Origin of the sequence: Arthrobacter sp. Leaf69 (assembly GCF_001422645.1) — a bacterium.
GTDB lineage: Bacteria > Actinomycetota > Actinomycetes > Actinomycetales > Micrococcaceae > Arthrobacter.
On the sequence record NZ_LMLR01000010.1, the window covers coordinates 659,587 to 680,491 of the forward strand.

General features: G+C 66.5%; 23 protein-coding genes and 1 tRNA gene. 8 read left to right on the plus strand and 16 right to left on the minus strand.

The features are described from left to right. Position 1: 1 nt before the first annotated feature. A complete protein-coding gene (locus ASE96_RS08350; RefSeq protein ID WP_056428612.1) occupies positions 2 to 1,294 on the minus strand; it encodes an ABC transporter substrate-binding protein in 1,293 nt (430 codons plus the stop codon). Between the two features lie 309 nt (positions 1,295 to 1,603). On the opposite strand from ASE96_RS08350, the gene ASE96_RS08355 reads away from it, so the two are divergent. After that, the gene (locus ASE96_RS08355) at positions 1,604 to 3,541 is read left to right on the plus strand and encodes a hypothetical protein (RefSeq protein ID WP_056428616.1); all 1,938 of its coding nucleotides are present in this window, start codon (positions 1,604 to 1,606) and stop codon (positions 3,539 to 3,541) included. A gap of 132 nt (positions 3,542 to 3,673) precedes the next feature. Here the strand turns inward: ASE96_RS08355 and ASE96_RS08360 are convergent, their stop codons facing one another. The 8 genes from ASE96_RS08360 to ASE96_RS08395 form a co-directional block, all read right to left on the minus strand. Next, the gene (locus ASE96_RS08360) at positions 3,674 to 4,747 is read right to left on the minus strand and encodes a HoxN/HupN/NixA family nickel/cobalt transporter (protein WP_056428619.1); all 1,074 of its coding nucleotides are present in this window, start codon (positions 4,745 to 4,747) and stop codon (positions 3,674 to 3,676) included. Continuing rightward, positions 4,747 to 5,577: an urease accessory protein UreD gene (locus tag ASE96_RS08365; RefSeq protein WP_056428623.1), complete on the minus strand. Its 831-nt coding sequence runs from the start codon at positions 5,575 to 5,577 to the stop codon at positions 4,747 to 4,749. The genes ASE96_RS08360 and ASE96_RS08365 overlap by 1 nt, the downstream gene beginning before the upstream one ends. 143 nt (positions 5,578 to 5,720) lie before the next feature. Continuing rightward, positions 5,721 to 6,338 (minus strand): urease accessory protein UreG, encoded by a 618-nt coding sequence (ureG, locus tag ASE96_RS08370; protein WP_056428625.1) that lies wholly within the window; start codon positions 6,336 to 6,338, stop codon positions 5,721 to 5,723. 34 nt (positions 6,339 to 6,372) lie between these two features. After that, positions 6,373 to 7,062 carry an urease accessory protein UreF gene (locus ASE96_RS08375; RefSeq protein WP_056428628.1) on the minus strand — a complete coding sequence of 230 codons (690 nt, stop codon included), beginning with the start codon at positions 7,060 to 7,062 and terminating at the stop codon, positions 6,373 to 6,375. After that, on the minus strand, positions 7,043 to 7,525 hold the full coding sequence (gene ureE, locus ASE96_RS08380) for an urease accessory protein UreE (RefSeq protein WP_056428632.1): 483 nt from the start codon (positions 7,523 to 7,525) through the stop codon (positions 7,043 to 7,045). Before ureE ends, ASE96_RS08375 begins: the two co-directional genes overlap by 20 nt. Positions 7,526 to 7,544: 19 nt before the next feature. Continuing rightward, positions 7,545 to 9,320 carry an urease subunit alpha gene (ureC, locus tag ASE96_RS08385; protein ID WP_056428636.1) on the minus strand — a complete coding sequence of 592 codons (1,776 nt, stop codon included), beginning with the start codon at positions 9,318 to 9,320 and terminating at the stop codon, positions 7,545 to 7,547. Continuing rightward, positions 9,317 to 9,646 (minus strand): urease subunit beta, encoded by a 330-nt coding sequence (locus tag ASE96_RS08390; RefSeq protein ID WP_056428638.1) that lies wholly within the window; start codon positions 9,644 to 9,646, stop codon positions 9,317 to 9,319. The genes ureC and ASE96_RS08390 overlap by 4 nt, the downstream gene beginning before the upstream one ends. A gap of 9 nt (positions 9,647 to 9,655) precedes the next feature. Then, positions 9,656 to 9,958 carry an urease subunit gamma gene (locus ASE96_RS08395; RefSeq protein ID WP_056428642.1) on the minus strand — a complete coding sequence of 101 codons (303 nt, stop codon included), beginning with the start codon at positions 9,956 to 9,958 and terminating at the stop codon, positions 9,656 to 9,658. Positions 9,959 to 10,173: 215 nt separating this feature from the next. Between ASE96_RS08395 and ASE96_RS08400 the strand changes: the two genes are divergently transcribed. After that, positions 10,174 to 10,509, plus strand: a complete 336-nt coding sequence (locus tag ASE96_RS08400; RefSeq protein ID WP_056428646.1) for a hypothetical protein — start codon at positions 10,174 to 10,176, stop codon at positions 10,507 to 10,509. Positions 10,510 to 10,532: 23 nt separating this feature from the next. Here ASE96_RS08400 and ASE96_RS08405 read toward each other — a convergent pair whose 3' ends face one another. Then, positions 10,533 to 11,285, minus strand: a complete 753-nt coding sequence (locus tag ASE96_RS08405) for a LysR family substrate-binding domain-containing protein (protein WP_200913012.1) — start codon at positions 11,283 to 11,285, stop codon at positions 10,533 to 10,535. A 90-nt stretch (positions 11,286 to 11,375) separates the two neighbouring features. Here ASE96_RS08405 and ASE96_RS08410 point away from each other — a divergent pair, with 90 nt between their 5' ends. Then, positions 11,376 to 11,780: a DUF5997 family protein gene (locus ASE96_RS08410; protein ID WP_056428648.1), complete on the plus strand. Its 405-nt coding sequence runs from the start codon at positions 11,376 to 11,378 to the stop codon at positions 11,778 to 11,780. A 58-nt stretch (positions 11,781 to 11,838) separates the two neighbouring features. Here ASE96_RS08410 and ASE96_RS08415 read toward each other — a convergent pair whose 3' ends face one another. Beyond that, entirely contained in the window at positions 11,839 to 12,222 is a 384-nt protein-coding gene (locus tag ASE96_RS08415; RefSeq protein WP_056428650.1) for a VOC family protein, read from the minus strand. A 155-nt stretch (positions 12,223 to 12,377) separates the two neighbouring features. Here ASE96_RS08415 and ASE96_RS08420 point away from each other — a divergent pair, with 155 nt between their 5' ends. Both ASE96_RS08420 and ASE96_RS08425 read left to right on the plus strand, forming a co-directional pair. Beyond that, positions 12,378 to 13,010, plus strand: coding sequence for a hypothetical protein (locus ASE96_RS08420; RefSeq protein WP_056428654.1), 633 nt, complete (start codon positions 12,378 to 12,380; stop codon positions 13,008 to 13,010). Between the two features lie 73 nt (positions 13,011 to 13,083). Beyond that, the gene (locus ASE96_RS08425) at positions 13,084 to 13,719 is read left to right on the plus strand and encodes an NADPH-dependent F420 reductase (protein ID WP_056428656.1); all 636 of its coding nucleotides are present in this window, start codon (positions 13,084 to 13,086) and stop codon (positions 13,717 to 13,719) included. Positions 13,720 to 13,723: 4 nt separating this feature from the next. On the opposite strand, the gene ASE96_RS08430 is transcribed toward ASE96_RS08425, so the two are convergent. From ASE96_RS08430 to ASE96_RS08445, 4 genes are all read right to left on the minus strand, one after another. Next, positions 13,724 to 14,206, minus strand: coding sequence for a pyridoxamine 5'-phosphate oxidase family protein (locus ASE96_RS08430; protein ID WP_056428658.1), 483 nt, complete (start codon positions 14,204 to 14,206; stop codon positions 13,724 to 13,726). A 120-nt stretch (positions 14,207 to 14,326) separates the two neighbouring features. Then, entirely contained in the window at positions 14,327 to 15,850 is a 1,524-nt protein-coding gene (locus ASE96_RS08435) for an APC family permease (RefSeq protein WP_056428660.1), read from the minus strand. Then, complete coding sequence (locus ASE96_RS08440; RefSeq protein WP_056428662.1) at positions 15,847 to 16,761, minus strand: universal stress protein; 915 nt, start codon at positions 16,759 to 16,761, stop codon at positions 15,847 to 15,849. The genes ASE96_RS08435 and ASE96_RS08440 overlap by 4 nt, the downstream gene beginning before the upstream one ends. A gap of 48 nt (positions 16,762 to 16,809) precedes the next feature. Then, the gene (locus ASE96_RS08445) at positions 16,810 to 18,210 is read right to left on the minus strand and encodes a flavin monoamine oxidase family protein (RefSeq protein WP_056429289.1); all 1,401 of its coding nucleotides are present in this window, start codon (positions 18,208 to 18,210) and stop codon (positions 16,810 to 16,812) included. Positions 18,211 to 18,394: 184 nt separating this feature from the next. On the opposite strand from ASE96_RS08445, the gene ASE96_RS08450 reads away from it, so the two are divergent. After that, entirely contained in the window at positions 18,395 to 19,084 is a 690-nt protein-coding gene (locus tag ASE96_RS08450; RefSeq protein WP_082492642.1) for a TetR/AcrR family transcriptional regulator, read from the plus strand. 72 nt (positions 19,085 to 19,156) lie between these two features. Here the strand turns inward: ASE96_RS08450 and ASE96_RS08455 are convergent. After that, positions 19,157 to 19,239: transfer RNA gene (locus ASE96_RS08455), tRNA-Leu, on the minus strand. 443 nt (positions 19,240 to 19,682) lie between these two features. Here ASE96_RS08455 and ASE96_RS08460 point away from each other — a divergent pair. Together ASE96_RS08460 and ASE96_RS08465 are read left to right on the plus strand one after the other, a co-directional pair. Next, positions 19,683 to 20,429 (plus strand): FhaA domain-containing protein, encoded by a 747-nt coding sequence (locus ASE96_RS08460; protein ID WP_056428670.1) that lies wholly within the window; start codon positions 19,683 to 19,685, stop codon positions 20,427 to 20,429. Further along, positions 20,426 to 20,905 (plus strand): FHA domain-containing protein FhaB/FipA, encoded by a 480-nt coding sequence (locus ASE96_RS08465; protein WP_056428672.1) that lies wholly within the window; start codon positions 20,426 to 20,428, stop codon positions 20,903 to 20,905. The genes ASE96_RS08460 and ASE96_RS08465 overlap by 4 nt, the downstream gene beginning before the upstream one ends.

The window sequence follows — 20,905 nt, forward strand, 5'->3', positions numbered from 1 at the left end:
CCTAGAGCGACTTCACGGCCGTGAGGAACTTCGCCCAGGAGGCCTCGGCGTCGTCCGACTTGTCCACGTCAACGCGGGTGAGCGCCTGCTGCATGGCGTCATTGATGGCGAAGAACTTCGGTCCCTTGAACGGGGAGTCGCCGACGGCCTTGGCACGCTCTGCGAAGATCTTGCCGGTGGGGGCGTTGTTGAAGAACTCGTTGGTCTGGCCCAGCAGCTCCTCACTGGTCAGTGCCTCGACCTGGCTCGGGAACGTGCCCTTGGCGGTGAACGCCTTGACCTGCTGCTCGGGAGCGGTCAGCCAGGCTGCGAGTTTCTTGGCCTCAGCCTGGTTTTTGCCCTGCGACGGAACGGTCAGGTAGGAACCGCCCCAGTTGCCGCCGCCACCCGGGAAGACATTGGCGACGTCCCAGCCCTCGACTCCGGCAGCGTTGCCTTCAATGACACCAAGCATCCAGCCGGGGCAGAGGGTCGTGGCGAACTTCTGAGACTGGAAACCGGCCACCCAGTCGCTGCTCCATTGGCCCAGGTGCGCCGAGAGGTTATCCTTCGTCGAGGCGTTGAGGACCTTGGTGTAGACCTCCTTGACCTCCGGGTTGTCGGCGGCGATGACCGTGCCGTCCTCGTTCTCGTAGGCCTTCGACATCTGGTTGCTCATGCCCTGGTAGATGGCTCCGGCGGAGTCGAACCATGCCGGGCCCGTCCCTGCGGCGACGAACTTCTTGCCGGCGTCGAAGTAGCTGTCCCAGGTGGTGCCGAGCATCTTGGCGACAGATTCGCGGTCCGATGGCATCCCTGCGGCTTCAAGCAGTGCCGCGTTGTAGCAGACAGCCTCGGGTCCGGAGTCTGTGCCGTAGCCGATAAGGTGCCCGTCCTGGGTGGTGGCTGCCTCCGTCTTCCATTCCAGCCAGCGGCCTTCCACGGCAGGATCCTTCAGATCCACGAACTGGTCCGGGTACTCCTTGAGTTCGGACAGCCAGTCGACCTCGATGGCCTCGATGTCCGAAAGGCCTGATCCCGCCGCCAGGCGCGTGGTCAGGTTGTCGCGCGCTTCGTTCGTGGTGGCGGCCTTCTTGTGCTGGATCGTCACGTTGGGGTTGAGGGTCTCGTATTCCTTGAGCAGCTCCTCGTAGCCGAACTCGTTGAAAGTCGCGAGGCTGAGGGTGACCGGCTCCTTGCCTGTTTCGCCAGTGGGCCCGGCGGTCTTGGGGGCATCCGCGCCGCAGCCACTCAGTGCGAGTGTGAGGCAGGCGGCAGACGCCGACAGGGCGGCAAGTTTGCGAGGGAATTTCACGCGGGGACTCCTTTGTCAGGGTGTGGGGACCGGAGGGATGAGGGGCTGGCCGCCCCGGATCGGTCGATGAGAGCGTTCCCAGATCGATCATGGGAGCGCTCTCACCAGCATGGTGTCCTACATCACGCCGGATTGTCAACAGCGGAAAGCGGGCGCATCTCGAGCCCTTGCCCGGCCCTGGATGCGGTGTTAGGCTTCCCGGCGGGAGCGCTCCCACACCTCGCGGTCACCGGGAGCAGGGCTCCAGTTCCCCGGCGGCCCCGTGTGCATCCGCAGGGAAATCCGCCCCAACAGAGAGCAGGACCAGCAATGCCGCTAGCCCACTTCCGCCTCCGACCAGGGGCCTCGCAGCCCCGTCTCCGGAGGCCTCTGCGTCTCCACAGCCGGCTGTTCGCCGGCAGCGTCGCCGTCCTACTGGGCGTGCTGGCCACCGGCGCCGGAGCCGCATCGGCGGCCGATACCGCCGCACCGGCGAAGCCGGCCCCGGCCCAGCCGCAGCCCGCGAAAGCGAACACGGCGCCGGCGCCCGAGTTCGGTCCCAACGTCCGGATCTTCGACCCCAGCATGCCGGTGGCCGATATCCAGGCCACCGTCGACGCCATTCACGCCGAACAGGTCGACGACGAAATGGGCTCCAAGCGGTACTCCTTGCTGTTCAAGCCCGGCACCTATGGCAGCGCCGAGGAGCCCCTCATCGTCCAGGTCGGCTATTCGACGGAGGTCGCGGGCCTGGGCGATTCACCCACGGATGTCACCATCAACGGGCACGTGGACGTCTACAACCGGTGCCTGACCGCGGACAACTGCATCGCGCTGAACAACTTCTGGCGCTCATTGTCCAACCTCACCATCAACGTCACCGGCCTTGACGGCTGCCGGAGTTCGGCCAACTTCTGGGCTGCCTCGCAGGCCTCTCCCATGCGGCGGGTCAACATCACCGGTGGCAACCTGTCCTTGATGGACTACTGCACCGCCGGACCGCAGTACGCCAGCGGCGGTTTCATTTCCGATTCAAAGACCGGCCCTGTGATCAACGGTTCACAGCAGCAGTATTTCGTGCGTGACAGCAGCATCGGCGATTGGTCCAACGGGGTCTGGAACCAGGTCTTTTCCGGCGTGGATGGCGCCCCGGCGCAGTCCTTCCCGAATCCGCCCTACACCACCCTCGCGAGCACCCCGGTCAGCCGGGAGAAGCCGTACCTCACCGTCGACGCCGCTGGCCAGTACGGCGTCTTCGTTCCCGCGGTCGGCAAGGACTCCGCCGGGACCACGTGGGAAAACGGCCCGACGGCGGGCCGCAGCATTCCGCTCTCCGACTTCTTCGTGGCCAGGCCCGGCGATTCGGTCAAGACCATCAACTCCCAGTTGGCTCGCGGCAAGAACCTGCTGCTGACCCCGGGGGTCTACGACGTCGACCAGAGCATCGAGGTCAAGCGGGCGAACACGGTCGTACTCGGACTCGGCATGGCGACCCTCACCGCTGTCAATGGCGCCGTGCCGCTGACAGTGGCGGATGTTCCCGGCGTCGACATTGCCGCCGTCACCGTGGACGCCGGCGAGGTGAACTCGCCCGCGCTGATGCGGATCGGGAAGGCCATGAAGCCCGGAGCCGGCGGAGTCTCGAGCTCACTGAAGCACAGCGATCCGGCCAACCCCACCACGCTCCACGACGTGTTCTTCCGGATTGGCGGCCCGCACGTTGGCAAGGCCTCGCTCAGCCTGGAAGTCAACAGCGACAACGTGCTCCTGGACCACATCTGGGCCTGGCGGGCGGACCACGGCAACGGCGTCGGCTGGACAACCAACACGGGCGACAACGGCGTCATCATCAACGGCGACCATGTCACGGCCACCGGCCTTTTCGTGGAGCACTACCAGCAGTACAACGTCATCTGGAACGGCGAACACGGCAAAACGGTGTTCTTCCAGAACGAACTGCCCTACGACGCGCCCAACCAGGCCGCCTGGCAGCATGACGGTGTCCTTGGCTGGGCCGGCTACAAAGTCGCCGACTCCGTCAAGACCCACGAACTCTGGGGCGGGGGCAGCTACGTTTACAACAACGTGGACCCCACGATTCACGCCACCCGGGGCTTCGAAGTTCCGGTCACGCCCGGCGTCAGGCTTCACGGCCTGCTGACCGTCAACCTCGGTGCAGGGACCCTGGACCACGTCGTCAACGACACCGGCGCGCCGGTCTCGACGGACGCCGTCGGGGTGCCCAGCTACGTGGCCAGCTTCGGCTAAGGCGCCGCCTGCGGGCGGGATCCCATGTCCCGCCCGCCGGACGGCAGGCCCTTTCGGCCACCGCCCGACACGCCGTCAATCCCGCGCGGCGCTAATTTCCTGTCGCTGCCCGAATACCGGCGCGACAGGAATTTAGCGCGTCGAGGAAGTGGATCCGCGTCGCGGGCGTGACGTCGTGAGCCGCCCGTGCACGGCGGCCGCTCCCCAGACCGTCAGCAGGCAGGCGACCAGCAGCAGCCCGGCCTCGCCCAGGTCGATTCCGTCCAGCCAGGTGGTCACCGGGTCCTCGAGGCCGAAGGCGGCGTTGAAGAAACCGCCCAGGGTGATGAACGAAATGAACAGGGCCGACACGGCGGAGATCCCGGTGATCAGTGCGTTGAAGCCCAGCCGCCTTTGCGGACTGTGGATAGCTGAGCCGTACATACGCATCATCACCACCCCGTTGGCGGTGTCGCACAGCGTCATGGCGGCGGTGAACGCCAGCGGAAGGGCCAGGAGGGCCAGCGGGGAAACTCCGGCCAGGGATGCCGAAGTCGCCATGACCAGCAGCCCGATGGTGGTGGCGGTGTCAAAGCCCAGGCCGAACAGGAACCCGATGACGTAAATGTTCCGCGGCCGCTGGACCCGGCTGAGGGGCTTCGCCAGCAGCCGGGCCACGAATCCCCGGGCCTCAAGATCCTCGTCCCGCACCTCTCCGCCGCCCTGCGCACTCCGGTAAGCCTTCGAGGCCCGGAGAAAAGCGGAGCCGTTGAACAGGCCCATGGCCAGCAGGAAGGTCCCCGAGACCCCGCTGCCGATCAGGCCCAGCACGAGGTTTCCGGCGGTGCCGTCCGACATGAACTCGCCCACGATAGCGGCGCCGCCCACGGCGAGGATGCCGGCCAGGATCACCACCGAGCTGTGGCCCAGGCTGAAAGCGAACCCGACACTCACCGGGTCTTTCCGCTGGGCCACGAACTTGCGGGTCGAATTGTCGATGGCGGCGAGGTGGTCCCAGTCGTAGCTGTGTTTGATGCCCGCCGCATAGGCAGTCAGCACCAGGCCAAGTGCCAGCGGAGCGCCGGACGTCACCAAACCTGCGAGGAGAAGGACGACGGCGGCGGCGTGCAGGGCGACCACCGCACCGAAGGTGATGAACAACCGGGTCCGCAACGGGAGATTCCCCCGCTGACGGTACAGGGCGGCGAACGCGGTTAACGTGGTCATCAGTACTTCCTGAGGTCCAGGGGCGCCGTGCCGTGCCACCGCTGCCGGAGCAGCGCGGTGCAGGCCCCCAGCAGCCTCTTGAGTTCCTCGGTGCTGTTCGACAGGGACCGGAGTACCAGACCGCTGATGCCATCAACTGAAGAAGTCAACGAGACCCCCGTGCAGGCGTCGTGCCCATCGGTCAGTGCATGCAGTTCGTCCGCGAGTTCCTGGTCGACGCGCCCGTCGACGACGATCAGGGATCCCAGATGGCTGAAGCCCTCCATAAATCCCAGGCCGGTGACGTCGTGCTGGGGAGGCCGGATCAGCAGGTTGTCGAGCGCCAGCAGCCTGCCCCGCCCCGCGGATCCGATGGTGATCTCGGTCCGCAGCCGCAGTTCCTCGTAGCGGAACGCGGCGCCGTCCGGTGACCAGCCGGGAGTGATCACCTCTGACATGACCAGGCTCGACGTCGGGTGCATGGTGATGTGGGTGTTCTGCCGGTAGCTGGCTTCCCGGTAGGCGATCAGCTGGTCCGGCGCCAGTTCCAGCTGGGCCCGCTCCCCCAGCCGCAACCGCATCCGCTGCTCGGCAAACGAACCCGGTGTCCGGTAGACCTTGGTGGCCGACTGGGTAGTGAGCAGCAGCTTCGCCCCCGCCGCCACCTCCACGTCAATGACATACAGATCAGCCCCCAAATACGCCCCGCCAGGATTCACCACCACATAACAAACCTGCCCGGACCCATCCAAGTAATGGGGCCGCAAAACCCGCAAGGCGCCCTGATGAAACTGACGCGCGGCCACGGAGCGGCCCGCACGGTCGGCGATGACAAGCTCGAGGTGACCCATAGGCTCCCGGGCGTTCTGGTTGGCTCCGGCGGCTTCACCGGATTTGGGGCCGTGCCCGCTTCGCGGTGCCCGCCACGCCGCGGCCCCAAAATCCGGCCTCGCCGCCTCAGCGATCAGGTCACCAGCCCGCAGCCCGAGAATACTCATGACGCCAGGTCGAGCATCAGGACATCGCGCCGCACCCATTCGATGACCCGCTCCAGCCCTTCGTCGGTCTTGAGGTTGGTGAAGCAGAACGGCTTCTCGCCCCGGAATTCGCGCGAGTCCCGCTCCATCACGGCCAGGTCCGCGCCGACGTGCGGCGCCAGGTCGGTCTTGTTGATGATGAAGAGATCGGACTTGATCATGCCCTGGCCGGCTTTCCGCGGGATCTTCTCACCCTGGGCCACGTCGATGATGTAGATGGAGAAGTCCACCAGTTCCGGGCTGAATGTCGCGGAGAGGTTGTCCCCGCCGGATTCCACGAAGATCACCTGCAGGTCCGGGTGGCGCTTCCTAAGCTCCTCGATGGCGGCCGTGTTCATGGACGTGTCTTCGCGGATGGCCGTGTGCGGGCAGCCGCCGGTTTCGACGCCGATGATCCGGTCGATCGGAAGGATTCCGTTGGCGGCCAGGATCTTGGCGTCCTCGATCGTGTAGATGTCGTTGGTGATGGCGGCCATGGAGATCTCCCGGCTCATATGGCGGGTGAGTCGCTCCACCAGCTGGGTCTTGCCGGCACCCACCGGGCCGCCGATGCCGATTTTGATGGGCTCAGACATATTCTTCTCCAGACATATTTCTCGTGTGGCGGACTTAGCTCATAAACATGCGGGCACGCTGGCGTTCGTGCCGCATCTGCGAAATTTCAAGGCCGGGGCTGACCGCCCCGAAGTCGGAAAGGGCAAGGCTCCCTGCCCGTGCGACGGCGGCCGTTACGTCGCCGGCGGCCTGACGCAGCAGCCGCTGGCCGGCGTTCTGCCCCAAAGGAATCGCCCGGACGGCGTTCTGCGTCAACGACGTCGCCGTGGCGAACAGGTAGGCGGAGAGGGCCTCCGGCAGCGGGACGCCCAGGGAACGCGCGACGACGGCGAACGCCAGCGGCTGGTGGCCGGCGGCGCGGCCGGAACCCACCAGCTCCCGGTAGTCCGCCAGTTCAGCGGACGGAAAGATCTCCGCGCCGATCTCCAGCAGCCGGGTGCCCATTTTGACGCTGGCCTCGCGCAGCTGCCGGGGCAGCAGCTGGGCCGTCAGCAATGCATCCAGTTCAGCGACGGAAAAATCCTCATAGAGGAACCGGATAGCCAGGGCGTCCGAATAGGTCAGCTGCTGGCCCACGAAGGCGGACAGCCAGACCCCGAACGACGCCTCATCATGGACCCGTCCGCGCTCGATGTAGCTTTCAAACCCCAGCGAGTGAGCAAACGCCCCGGTCGGCAGCGCCGAATCGCACAGCTGCTGCAAAGCGAGCTGGTAAGGCGCGGGGCTAGTGGCTGTGTTCGGCATGGCGGAAGGGGACGGGCATCACGCGCTCCTGGCGGTCATAGGGCGCTCCGACGAGTTTGAGGTAGTCCTCCACGGTGTGGTCGTACTGGCAGACCATCACGGCGGCGCCATATTCCGAGGAGGGCTCGAAGAACTGGGCTTGCAGGTGCCGGTTCCCGAGGGAATGCGCCACCACGCCCATCTCGTGGATGGAACGCGGCGCGATGACCAGGACATCGGTGGGCAGCACCGACACGACGATCATGTTGGTGTCCGCGACGTGCAGGATGTCGCCGTCGCGCAGGTCCCCGGACCCGGACGGGAGGCGGATGCCGATTTCCTTGCCGTGGTCGGTGGTGACGCGCTGGACGCGTTTGACCAGCTGGGCGCTGGGCAGCACCACCTTTTCCCGGTGGAGCCCGGCAAAAGGGTCGGGTCCGGAGCGAAGGTCGTGGGTGTTGCCGAGGACCTTTTCGATGATCATGCCTGTCTCCTCCGGGAGCCTAGAAAAGGAAGTAGCGCTGCGCCATGGGCAGCACGTCGGACGGTTCGCAGGTGACGTCCTCGCCGTCGACGGTGACCCGGTACGTTTCCGGGTCCACGTCGATGTCCGGGGTGGCACCGTTGTACTTGAGGTCCGCTTTCGTGAGGCTGCGGATGCCGGACACGGGCCGGATGACTTTCTCCAGCCCGAGCTCCGCCGGGACACCGGAGTCGATGGCGGCCTGGGAAAGGAAAGTGATGGAGGACTGCTGCAGGGCCTTGCCGTAGGTGGCGAACATGGGCCGCATGGTGCGCGGCTGCGGCGTGGGGATGGAGGCGTTGGCGTCACCCATCAGCGCATAGGCGATCTGCCCGCCCTTGAGCACCAGGTCCGGCTTGACCCCGAAAAACGCCGGGTCCCAGAGCACCAGGTCCGCGAACTTTCCCACCTCCACCGAGCCGATGGAGTCCGCCATGCCCTGCGCGATGGCCGGGTTGATGGTGTATTTCGCCACGTAGCGCTTGATCCGGAAGTTGTCGCTCTCCGCGCCAAGGCCGGTCGCAGCGCCGTGCACACCGCCGCCTGCATTGTCCCCCTGGGGGTCTTTCAGCACGCCGCGTTGCCGCTTCATCTTGTCCGCCACCTGCCAGGTGCGGATGACCACCTCGCCCACCCGGCCCATCGCCTGCGAGTCCGAGGAGGTGATCGCGAAAATCCCCAGATCCTGCAGCACGTCCTCGGCGGCAATGGTCTCGGCGCGGATGCGCGAATCCGCGAAGGCCACGTCCTCCGGGATGTCCGGGTTGAGGTGGTGGCAGACCATGAGCATGTCCAAGTGCTCTTCGATGGTGTTGCGGGTGTACGGCAGCGTGGGGTTGGTGGAGGCCGGCAGGACGTTGGGCAGCCCGGCGATCTTGATGATGTCCGGGGCGTGCCCGCCGCCGGCACCCTCGGTGTGGAAAGTGTGGATCACGCGCCCGTCGATCGCCCGGATGGTGTCCTCCACGAAGCCACACTCGTTCAGCGTGTCGGTGTGGATGGCCACCTGGACGTCGAACTGATCCGCCACCTGCAGCGAGGTGTCGATCGAGGACGTCGTGGAGCCCCAGTCCTCATGGACTTTCAGTCCGATCGCCCCGGCGCGGATCTGCTCGGCCAGGGGCTCGACGGCGGACGCGTGCCCCTTGCCGAGCAGGCCGATGTTGATCGGGAGTCCTTCGGCGGCCTGCAGCATCCGCTGGATGTGCCATTTTCCGGGGGTTACGGTGGTGGCTTTGGTGCCCTCGGCGGGGCCGGTGCCGCCGCCGATCATGGTGGTTACGCCGCTGCACAGCGCGGCGGGAACCTGGTCCGGTGAGATGAAGTGGATGTGGGAGTCCACGCCGCCGGCGGTCAGGATCTTCCGCTCGCCCGCGATGATCTCCGTGCTGGCACCGATCACGATGTCCACGCCGTCGGTGATCTGCGGGTTGCCGGCCTTGCCGATCCGGAAGATATGGCCGTCCCGGAGCGCGACGTCGGCCTTGTAGATCCCGGTGTAATCCAGGATCACGACGTTGGTGATGACGGTGTCCGGAATGTCTTCCCCCTGGACGTCCCCGTCCCGGGTCAGTTGGCCGTTCTGGCCCATGCCGTCGCGGATCACCTTCCCGCCGCCAAACACCACTTCCTCGCCGTAGACGGTGAGGTCATTCTCGATCTCGAGGAAGAGTTCGGTGTCGGCGAGGCGGATGGCGTCGCCCGTCGTCGGGCCGTACAGGTCCGCGTATTGCCTGCGTGGCAACTCGAAGCTCATTTGCGTCCCTCCTCAACCGGGGCAAGCGGGCCGTTGACCGCGTTGCTGAGGCCGTAGACCTCGCGCCGGCCGGCCAGCTGGATCAGCCGGACGGTCCTGCTGTCCCCGGGTTCGAACCGGGCCGCCGTGCCCGCCGGGATGTCCAGGCGCCGGCCGGAGGCGGCCTGCCGGTTGAACGCCAGGGCGGCGTTCGCTTCGGCAAAATGAAAGTGCGATCCCACCTGTACGGGGCGGTCGCCGGTGTTGGTCACCACGACGTCGATCGCCTCGCGGCCCGCGTTGACCAGCACCGGCTCCGTGTTGAGGACGTATTCTCCGGGAATCATGCAGCTCCCCTATCGGATGGGATCGTGGACGGTGACGAGCTTGGTCCCGTCCGGGAACGTGGCTTCAATCTGGACGTCGTGGATCATCTCCGGGACGCCTTCCATAACGTCCTCGCGGCCCAGGACGGTGGTGCCGTAGCTCATCAGCTCCGCGACGGTCCTGCCGTCGCGGGCGCCCTCGATCAGCTCGTAGCTGATGATGGCCACCGCCTCCGGGAAGTTCAGCTTCAGCCCACGCGACTGGCGACGGCGGGCGAGGTCGGCCGCGACCACGATCATGAGCTTTTCCTGCTCACGGGGCAAGAGGTGCATGACGGATTCCCTTCACACCGGCGGTCACGGGCCTGGCGGCGCCGTGGTGTTGCCAGAGTAGACGGGGAACGTTTCCTGCAGGTTTCTTACGTCACAAACTGGTGTGCAGCTGACGCAAGCCGGGGCCTGGGTTCCAGCCCGCCTCACGGCCGGAACGTTGCCGGTACCCCGCCGGCGGGCAGCTTCCGCCCAGCCTCCCTTGTTAGGGTGGAGGCATGAAACTCCGCCTCGCCGCCCTGTCCGCTGCCACGCTCATGATCGCCCTGACGGGCTGCGGTCAGGTGCAGGACGCCGCGAACAAGGCCGTCAGCGATGGCGCGTCCCAGGTTGCCACGGCGGCCGGCAGTGAAGTGAAGAAGCAGGCCTGCGCGGTCGTGGAGGACGGCCTGGTCAGTGTCCAGGACAAGGAACTGCTGGGCGGTCTTGTCGCCGGTGCGGAAACCGCGGGTGTTCCCGCCGAGATCACCACCCCGTTGCGCCAGATCGCCGAGTCCGGCGACCAGGTCCCGGGCGATTCCGTCAAGGCCCTCCAGGACGCCTGCGCCAAGTAGCGGCCGCAGGACAAGGGCGGGCCTTAGCGCTTGCCCTTTTTCCGTGATCCCTTGCCCCGGCCCTTATCCGGGTTCGGCGCGTAGCGCTGCGCCACCTTGGGCTTCTTGACGGCCGGACCGCGGCGGTCCGGTTTCGGTTCCTTCTTCGGCTTCTCCTGCTGGGCGGAAGGCTGGCGGGAGCTCGCGGCGGTGCGGCCCCGGACGATCCCGATGAACTCCTCGATCACCTCATCCGTGCTGTCGCTCGGCCAGGCCACGGCAATCTCCGTCGTGGGTGCACCGGTGAGCTTCCGGGCCACGGTGTCCTTGACGTTGAAGTGCCGCGCCACGGACATCGGCAGGATCACCAGGCCGGCGCCGGTGGCCACCACCTGCAGGGCCATTTCCGGTCCGCCGAGTTCCGCCACGTCCAGGAACGTTTCCTTGGACAGGTCCGCCAGGGCCACCTCCTCGAACACCGAGATCTCGTGTCCCTTGGGCGCCACCACCACCGGCTGCTCCTCGTACAGGGGAATCACGCTCAGCCCTTCGCGCTCCACCGGCAGCCGGACGAAGCTCAGGTCCGCGGTTCCGTCGCGCAGCACGGCGAGCTGGGCGCCGTCGTCGGACATAAAGGAGTGCAGCGGAACATCAGGCATCCGCTCTTCCCAGCGCCGGGTCCACTTGCCCGGCGTCACGCCGGCGACGTACGCGAATCGCAACTCCCGCGCTGCTGCTTCGGCCGGGACGGCGGCGGTTTCGTCGGGGGTCTGGGGCGTTTCTTCGGCTGCGGACACATGTTCACAGTACCGCCCGGGCGGTCGCATAGCGGGTGTCAGTGCTCAGCGCCGGTGCCCAGTCAGGCTCTGGCCGGATACCCTTGAACCATGACCTCTGCAAACTCCCAGTCCATGAAGCCGGCCACCGTTGCCAAGAAGCTTGGCATCTACCTGCCCGCAACACCCCAGGAGTTCCAGGATTCGGTCATCTCCCGCGCCGATTTCGCCGAGCTTCAGGCCAACCCGCCGGAGTGGCTCGCCGAACTGCGCCGCAACGGCCCGCACCCCCGTCCGGTGGTGGCGCAGAAGCTCAACGTCTCCATCAGCGGCCTGGCCCGCGGCGGCGTCGAGGAAGCGCTGACGACGGCGGAAATCACCGCGCTGCTGCAGGCTCCCCCGGCATGGCTGGTGGCCGAACGCTCCACGCACGCTGCCGTCCGCGCCGAGGCCCAGCGGGTCAAGGACGAGGCCGCGAAAAAGGACGCCAAGAAGGCACGCACCGCCGCCGAGTAGCCGCGGTTCCTCGCCACTGGCTTGGCCCGGATCACGGCGAGGGTCATCTAGGTCCTGCTCAGTCCTGGTGGAGCTGGACGAAGTTCCCGCACCCGTCGTCGAACACCGCCGTGGTGCCGCCGGGACCGTCGGAGGGCTCGCCCTGGAACATCACGCCCTTGGCCGCGAGTCGATCGAACTCAGCCCGGACATCGGGCACACCGAAGACAATCGCAGGCATCCCGGCGTCGTGGAGTGCATTCATGTAGGTGGATCCGATCGGGTTGTCGCTGGGCTCCAGCAGGAGCCCGACCGATCCGCCGCCTGACCCTGCCGGGTCCTTCACGATGAACAGGTTGTGCTCCGGCATGACCAGAAGGCTCTCAAAGCCTAGAATTCCGGTGTAGAACTCGTAAGCGGCGGCGGGGTCTTTGACGTGGATACTGCACATTTTCAGTCGCATGGGCCCTAGGCTACGCCGGGACCCGACCGGGTGTGAACCGCACCCGCCGCGGCGGGTTCCCGCAAACCCCGGACCATTGACGGCCCGCCTTCCATGGATTCCAATGGAATCAGCGGAACCGCGCCCGCCCGGGCCGGATCCCTGGAGGTGTTGGAATGCCGTCCCTTTTCTATCCCGCCCCGTTCGCGCTGTGGCAGCTCCTTGCCCTGGCCGTCATCGTTGTGTGCGCTTCGGCAGGCTCGGTGTATCTCATCCGCAGGCACGTGGCCGCCGGCGGTGACGTCTTGCCGGATTCAGTATTCTGGGACGGTTTCGCCGGACTCGCCATCGTTGCGCCGGCCGTGATCCTCCCCGCCTTGGCAGCACCGTGGGCGGGCCTGCTGCTGGGAGTCCTCGCCGTTGCCTCCGCTGCCGCCTCCTATTTCTGGACACCCAGGGAACTCAGCCGGCAGGAGGCCCGGCGTGCGTCCCGGGACATCGCAGCCAGCAACGAGGCGGCTGCCGCCAGGCACCGCAGCCTCCTGGCAAGATGGCAGCGCTACGAATTGGACCCGGCGCTCAGCATCGACTACCCCGCCATGAGTGACTCCCGCCAGCCGGAGACCGCCGCCCTGATCCGCGCGATGAAGGACGCGGAGCGGCTTCGCGGCGGGACGGACGCAGGTTACGCCCCGGCCGTTGCGCGGCTGGAACAGGCCCTCGACGACGCCGAGCGGGCCGCCGGCGTCGGGCGCGAAGCCCCGGCCCGCCCTGCCGGATTCACCAGCACCGACCCGGCGCTCGGCTGAGCGCGCATCCCACCCGCTGGTCTCTGAGGCGGAACGTACCCACAGGCCACGGTCGTCCCCGGAAGGAAATCCCATGACAGACATCACCATCATCGGCAGCGGCAACATGGCCCGGGCGATCGGAACCCGCGCCGTGGCCGCGGGACGTTCGCTGCAGATCCTCAGCCGGTCCCCGGAACACGCCGCCAAACTCGCCGCCGAACTGGGAGCTGACACCACCTCCGGAGGACTGGGCGATATCCCGGAGGGTGACATCGTGGTCCTGGCCCTCTACTTCGAACCGGCCAAGGAAGTGGCGACGCACTACGGCGACACCCTGAGCGGCAAGACGGTGGTGGAGATCAGCAACCCGACCGACCCGGACTTCGATTCCCTCACCGTCGAACCGGGCTCCTCGGCCGCCGAGGAAATCGCCGCCTTGCTGCCGGGCGCGGAAGTGGTCAAGGCTTTCAACACGACGTTCGCCGGCCCGCTGGCGGCCGGGGCAAAGGGCGGGATGCCGCTGGACGTCTTCATCGCCTCGGACTCCGGGGACGCGGCCAACGCGGTCGCGTCGTTTGCGGCAGCCGCAGGACTCCGGCCACTAAAGGTTGGCGGGCTGAGGCATGCCCGGGAACTGGAGGGCTTCGAGCTCCTCGTCATGGCCCTGCAGGCCAACCCGGCCTACGAGTCCTTCGACTGGACCGCAGGGCCCAAGATCATCGACTAGGGACCTACAGTTCCACCGTGCCGCTTTCCCCCACGCTCATGCGGCTGTGCGTGACCTTGGATTTGACCCACTGCAGCACCGTCGCGGCGGTTCCGCCGGGGCTGGTCCAGTATTCAGCGGAGTCGGAATCGACGTGAAGGAGCACCACGTCGGGGGTATCCGGGCCGTCCGGGAACCAGGCCTCCACCATCTGGTTCCACAGCTCATGGATTTTCTGGCGGTCGGTGACGACTTCCGCCGTTCCGGCCACCGACACCCATTCCGTCCCCTTGCCGAACGAGACGTTGACTCCCGGGTGCGCCCGGACATGGGCCACCTGCGAAGTGGTGATCGACGTGAAGAACCACATGTCGCCGTCGTCCTTCACGTCCTGGACGGCCAGCGGCCGGCTGACGAGCGCGCCCTCTTCGTTGACGGTGGTGAACATCCCGATCCGCGAATCGTTGATGATGTCCGTAACTTTGCTGATGTTCTCTGCGTCCGACATGCTGTCACCTCGTTCTGGTTCCAAACAGGGGAAGGTCCCCCTCCCGCCAGCCTATTGGTAAGTTTGCTTACTTTCCAGTGGCCGGCGGGTGGAGGACCTTTGGTCCGTCGCGGTGGGGGCCTAGTACCCCCTCGGCAGGACCTTGCCCTTGAAGAACTCCGGGCGCACCTTGTACATCACCAGCATGAGGACCACACCCAGCAGGATGACACCCATGCCCAGGACGAACACAAGGCCAATCCCGCCGACGGATGAACCGGAGCCGTAGGCCGGATCCATGGAGTCATAGGCGGTCTTGAAGAACATCACCAGCAGGATGACGCCGCCCAGGAGCGGGGAGAGGAACTTGAAGAAGAACGCCTGCGCCCCGCTGAAGGCTTCGCTCCGGAAGAACCAGACGCAGGCCAGGGCGGTGATGCCGTAGTAGAAGCAGATCATCATGCCCAGCGCGGTAATGGTGTCCCACAGGGCGTTCTCCGAGGTGGTCCGGGTGATCACGTAGAAACCCGCGGCGGCGATGGCGGCGGCGATCGTGGCGTAGCTCGGGGACTTGAACGTGGGGCTGATCCGGCCGAACTGGGTCGGCAGCGCCTTGTAGTGGCCCATCGCCAGCAGCGTCCGGGCCGGTGAGACGAACGTCGACTGCAGGGACGCGGCCGAGCTGCTCAGGATGGACAGGGACATCAGGATGGCGAACGGACCCATGACCGGCCCGGCCAGGACGGCGAAGATGCTCCCCTGGTTTTCGGGGTTTCCGGCGCCCAGGCCTTCCTCACCGATGCCGGCGTACGTCAGCGTGGCCAGCGCGACGGTCATGTAGATGATCACGATGACGAGCACGGTGACGGTGGCCGCGCGGCCCGGGGTCTTCTCCGGGTTGCGGGTTTCCTCGTTCATGGTGAGGGTGACGTCCCAGCCCCAGTAGATGAAGATCGAGAGGGACACGCCGGCGGCGAAGGCCGAGAAGGATTCGACGGCAAACGGGTTGAACCACTCGGGCGTGATCGCGGTGGCATCGAAGGCGGTGCCGTTGGCGACGTGGCTGAAGGCGGCGATCGCAAACCAGCCGAGCACTAAGAGCTGGAACGCGACCAGCACGTACTGCACCCCCTTCGTGGTTTCCATGCCGCGGTAGGAGATCCAGCAGGCCAGCGCGATGAACACCAGCGTCGTGGCGATGTTCAGCGGCAGGTTCAGGGTCAGGTCGGCCAGTTCGGGGTTGCCGAACAGCTGGGCCAGCATCAGGTAGAAGAAGTCCACAGCCACGGCTGCGAGGTTGGAGAGCACGATGATCGTCGCGGCGATCAGTCCCCACCCGCCCATCCAGCCGATCCAGGGACCGAAGGCGCGCGATGCCCACGTGAAGGAGGTTCCGGCGTCGGGCATGGCGTTGTTCAGTTCGCGGTAGCCGAAGGCCACCAGCAGCATCGGGACGAAGCCCACCAGGAAGATCGCCGGCAGCTGGACCCCGACCTCGGCGACGGTGGGGCCCAGGGCCGCAGTCAGTGTGTAGGCCGGCGCAATACAGGACACACCGATAACGACGGCGCCGATCAGGCCCACCGATCCGGCCTTGAGGCCCTTGGCGCTCAGTCCTGCGTGGGTGTCGTGCGAGGTCTTGGCCGCCGCGTGTTCGGTGCTCATTGGGGTGCCTCTCCGGACGTGTCATTCGACGTGGACTGGTTCTGGTGCTTGAGTTCGTAACCGCTGGGAACCACCAGCATCGGGACCGGCAGGGCGCGCAGGATCCGGTTGGCGGTGCTGCCCAGAAAAATGGAGCGGGCCTGGGCAAGGCGGCTGGAACCGATCACCATGACCTCGCCGTCTTCCCAGTCGAGGTCATCCACGGCCTCTTCGATGCTCCGGCCCTGCGCGACGACGACGTCGGTCTTCGCCGCCAGCTGGACGCCCGACTGGTTGACCGGCGCGGCGGCCGCAACGGTCTTCTCCGCGTACTCGCGGGCGGCCGCAGCCGCGTCGCCGGAGTTGCCGCCGTCGAGCGCCAGCAGGGATACCACCCGCAACGGGACCTTCCGGTTCGCCGCCATGCCGATGGCGAAGTCGAGCAGTTTTTCGGCCCCTGCCCGGGTGCCAAGACCGCAGCTGATCCGGGTCAGGGCCTCCTTGCGGTGGTAGCCGTGAGGCGCCAGGGCCACCGGAACCGTGGATGCATGGAGCAGCGCACTGGCAACGGAACCGATGGTGAACCGCTTGAAGAGCCCGCCGCTGGTTGCCCCGATGACCAGGACGTCCGCCCCGAGTTCCTCGGCCGCCTCGATCAGTGCATGGGCATCGGAGTCGCCGCTGCGGATATGTGCCTCCGCCGGGACGTCGGCCGGAACGAGGGCGAGGGCCTCGTCGAGCCATTCACGTGCCTGCTCGTTAAGGAGGGTCTCGAAACCGGCTTTGGGTGCATGCGCGGCGCCGAACTGCTGGACCTCGGGCACCACCAGTACGAGGTCCAGGCTGGCGCCGCGTCCGCGGGCCATCGCTACGGCCAGATTGACGGCATCATGGCCTCTGGCATTGGCTGAATACCCCACTACGTAACGCATCTGGCCGATCCTTTCTGAACTGTTGGCGGGTTGGTTGGAGGCGATGGGCTAGCTGGCAGCTGCGGGGGCACGGTCTGCCGCTGCCACGATCCGGGCCGCCGTGCCGCGTCCCATCCGGACTGCACCGTCGACGTGCTGGTAGCCCTCGGCGGCGAGATCCGAGCACGACCAGTAGATGGGGCCGACCGGCGCGAGCTGGTCCTTGCCGTAGCGATGCAGTCCGCCGAGGTCGTAGCTGGCGGCATAGGCTCCGCGGGTCCATTCCTCGGACCCCCAGTCCGACTCGTAGTAGACCTTCGGCTCGAGGGCCTTGTCGCCCAGGAATCCGGCAATCGATTCCAGGATGCTCCGGCGGCGCTCCTCGGCGCTGAGCTCGAACATGGCGTCGGCCTTCTCATCCGAGACGAAGCCGACCAGCGTGCCGCGGGGATCTTCATGGTTGGTGTTGTCGTAGACCTCCTGGACCAGCGCTCCGGCCCCGAAGCAGGTTCCGGAGAGTCCGTCCTCCCGCCAGAACGGGCTGCTGTAGACGGCGTGGACCTTGATGACCAGGCCCAGAGACTGGTGCTGGTGCATCTGGTGCTGGCGGCGCGGCAGCGGCGGATTAAAGGAGACCCGGGAATACAGATTCGGCGGTACCGCCATGATCACGAAGCGCGCATTCACCGTGGCGCGTTCGGATACGGCGGTCACGGTGCGCCCTCCCGCATTTACTCCCGCGGCGGCACCCCAGTTGATGGTGCGCACTGGGCTGTCGAGCACCACGTCGTCGCCCAGTTCGGCGGCTATCAGCAGGGAGACCTGCTGCATCCCGCCGACGACCCGCTTGTCGAGGATGAAGTCCTCGTCGGTGAGGTGAGAGAAGGATCCGGCCGAGGCAGCCATCAGGACTGCCTGCAGGGCGGAGAAGGCGTGGGCGGGTTTGGTCAGCATGCCGCCGGCAATGAAGAGGCCAATGTTGTTGCAGGCTTCCTCGTCCGGGGAGTTTTCGCGCAGCCAGTGGTGGAAGGAAATGGTGTCCAGTTCACGCGCCTTGGGGTGGGCCCACGGCTCAGTGGGACCAATCTCGGCGGCCAGGGAATCCAACAGGGCGGTGAGCTTCGCCATTTCGGCCGCGGTGGTTTCGCTGACCGGGAACGTATCGCCCGTGTAGAGGGTGCGTTGGCCGTCGGAACCGATGTAGACGGACTGGCCCTCGCGGTACCGCGAGTAGGTCTGCAGGCCAAGCTCGTCGATGAGCGCCAGCAGTTCGGTCTGGTCCGGCGAGACCCACTGGCCGCCGATCTCAAGCATGGCGCCGTCGATCGTGTCGGTCCACGTGCGGCCGCCGACGCGGTCGCGTGCCTCCAGGACGGCCACGCTCAGTCCCGCCTTCTTTAGTTCCCGGGCTGCGGTCAGCCCGGCTGGGCCGGCTCCTACGATGACGACGTCGCGGTCAAGTTCCAGCATGATGTCCTCTCTGCGGCCGCCCGGAGTGATGCGGGCCACTAAATGAATGCCGTTCATTTAGACTATAGACCGTTCAGATGCATCAGGGAAGACCTCCCGTCCAAGAATTTTTCGCCCGTAAAGTCGCCCGTAAAGTAGGGGCACAATGGGAGCATCCAGGACAGCGACAGAAGAAAGGCCAGCAATGCCGGCATCAACCAGTGCCACTGCAGATCCGCACCGCCACGACGCGAAGCCGCGCCGTCGGGCGGGCAGGCCGGCTGCTGCCGTTCTCGACCAGGACGGCATCACCGCGGCGGCGCTCCAGCTCATCGGGAAAAGCGGCTATGAGGGGTTCACCATGGCTGCTCTGGCGCGGACGCTGAATGTGGCGCCGTCGGCTCTGTACAACCACGTCTCGTCCAAACGGGACGTCCTGGTCCTGGTTCAAGACCACTTGACGTCGTTCGTTGACGTGTCCGCCTTCGACGCCGAACCGTGGGACCGGGCGGTGCGCAGCTGGGCGTGGAGCTACCGCGACGTGTTCTCCAAACACACGCCGCTGATCCCGGTGATCGCGGTGCTGCCCGTCACCGATGCGCCCAAGACGCTGGCCATGTATGAGGCGGTCAGCGCCGGATTCCGCCGGGCGGGCTTCCCGCAGGAGCGCATCATTTCGGCAATCGTGGCCCTGGAATCCTTTATCTTCGGCTCGGCTTACGACGTCACCGCACCGTCAGACATCTTCGACTCGGGGAGCATGGCGGAATCGACGCCGAACTTCACGGCAGCCGTCGCGCGCCTGGCCGACCAGGGGTACGAAAACCAGGCCGACGTCGCCTTTGAACTCGGCCTGGGGGCCCTCGTTACCGGATTCGGCGCACTGCGGGGATAGTGCTGGGATAGTTGGGTCGGCGGGTTAAATGAAAAGAACCCCGGTCCGAAGACCGGGGTTCTTTCGATTGCGTGCGCGAGGGGGGATTTGAACCCCCACGCCCTTTCGGACACTGGCACCTGAAGCCAGCGCGTCTGCCGTTCCGCCACTCGCGCGCAACTTCTTCCACTCAATCGTGGCCCGGAATCCGGACCGCCAACCTCGTAAAAGCAGCGAGATCAAGCATAACGGACAACAACGGGAAAACACCAATCGGCCCCCGGAGGGGTGGCGCGGGAGGGTCCGCAGGGCCTGTGGGGTCGGGCACTTGGCCTGCCCCCGGCCCGTATCCCGGCACGGCGCGGCACGCGCAACGGAACCCTGCCGGCGCAGATGAAGCACGCACCCCGTACAGCGGCGCGCGCCGGTGTCAGCGCATGTCAGGGGCCGTCCGGCGCAATTTCCCGGCACGGAGTGGCGACGCGCATTAAGGCCATTCCCAGACTCGCCCAGTAGTATCTGATGTAGGAGTGCCCGTTACCAGCGGGCTCCCGCAGATGTGGGAAACCGAGTTCCGGAACGAATGCTGCCCTGCAGCCGTCACGAAAGGAGAAGGACCATGGGATTGCTGGACAAAGTCGAGCGCGGCATCGAAAAGGCCGTCCGCGGAGTCTTCTCCACCGGTTCTCGCGCCCAGGTGGAGCCTGTCGAGATCGCCAGCCACCTCCGCCGCGAGGTGGACAACAAGGCCATCACCATCGCCGCGGGACGGACCTTGGCCCCCAACGTCTTCGATGTCCTCCTCAGTGACGACGATTTCCAGCGGGCCCAGGAATGGGGCACCCCGCTGGCCGAAGAGCTGTGCGACGTCGTCATCAACCACGTGCGCAGCCAGGGCTACACGCTTCAGGGTCCGGTCCGGATCAGCTTCCGCCGTGACGAGGAGCGCCGGGCCGGCGACTTCGAAATCAAATCGCGGACCGAAAAGTCCCCCGCCGCCTCCGCGCCGGAACAGCCGGCGCATGGCGGCATGCCCGCCGCGCCGACGCGCCAGCCCTCCCGGATGCAGCCCGTCCTGGACATCGACGGGCAACGCTACTCCTTGAACGCGCCGTCGATCGTCCTGGGACGCTCCTCCGAGGCGGACATCCTGATTGACGACACCGGCGTTTCCCGCCGCCACCTGGAAATCCGCACGGGGTCAGGGGCAGCCCAGGCCGTTGATCTTGGCTCCACGAACGGCAGCTACGTCAATGGCCACAAGGTCGTGGGCTCCTCGGAGCTCACCGACGGCTCCACCATCACGATGGGACGGACCAAGATCATCTACCGCCTTTTGCCCGCCGGCCCAGGCGGCCGCCAGTGAGCGAACTGACCATCACCGCCTTGCGCTTCGGTTTCCTCCTGCTCCTGTGGGTACTGATCTTCAGCATCGTCGCGGCCATGCGCCGCGACCTCATGATCGGCCGCAAGGCAGCAGCAGGCGCCCCGACGGCGCGGCAGGTACGCAAGAACCCGGCCCTGGCCGAGCCCGCCGCCCCCGTCCGGCAGCAGCCCCGGCACCTGGTGGTGACCGAAGGCCCGCTCAAGGGCACCACCATCCCGCTGGCGGCCAGCCCCATCCTGCTCGGCCGCGCCCAAGAGGCGACCCTCGTCCTGGAGGATGACTATGCCTCCGGGCGCCACGCCAGGCTGTTTCCCCAAGGCAGCCGCTGGTTCATCGAGGATCTTGGCTCGACCAACGGCACCTATCTGGCCGATCAGCAGCTCACCAGGGCACTGCCCGTGGAGCTCGGTGTCCCCGTGAGAATCGGCAAGACGGTCATCGAATTGAGGCCGTAG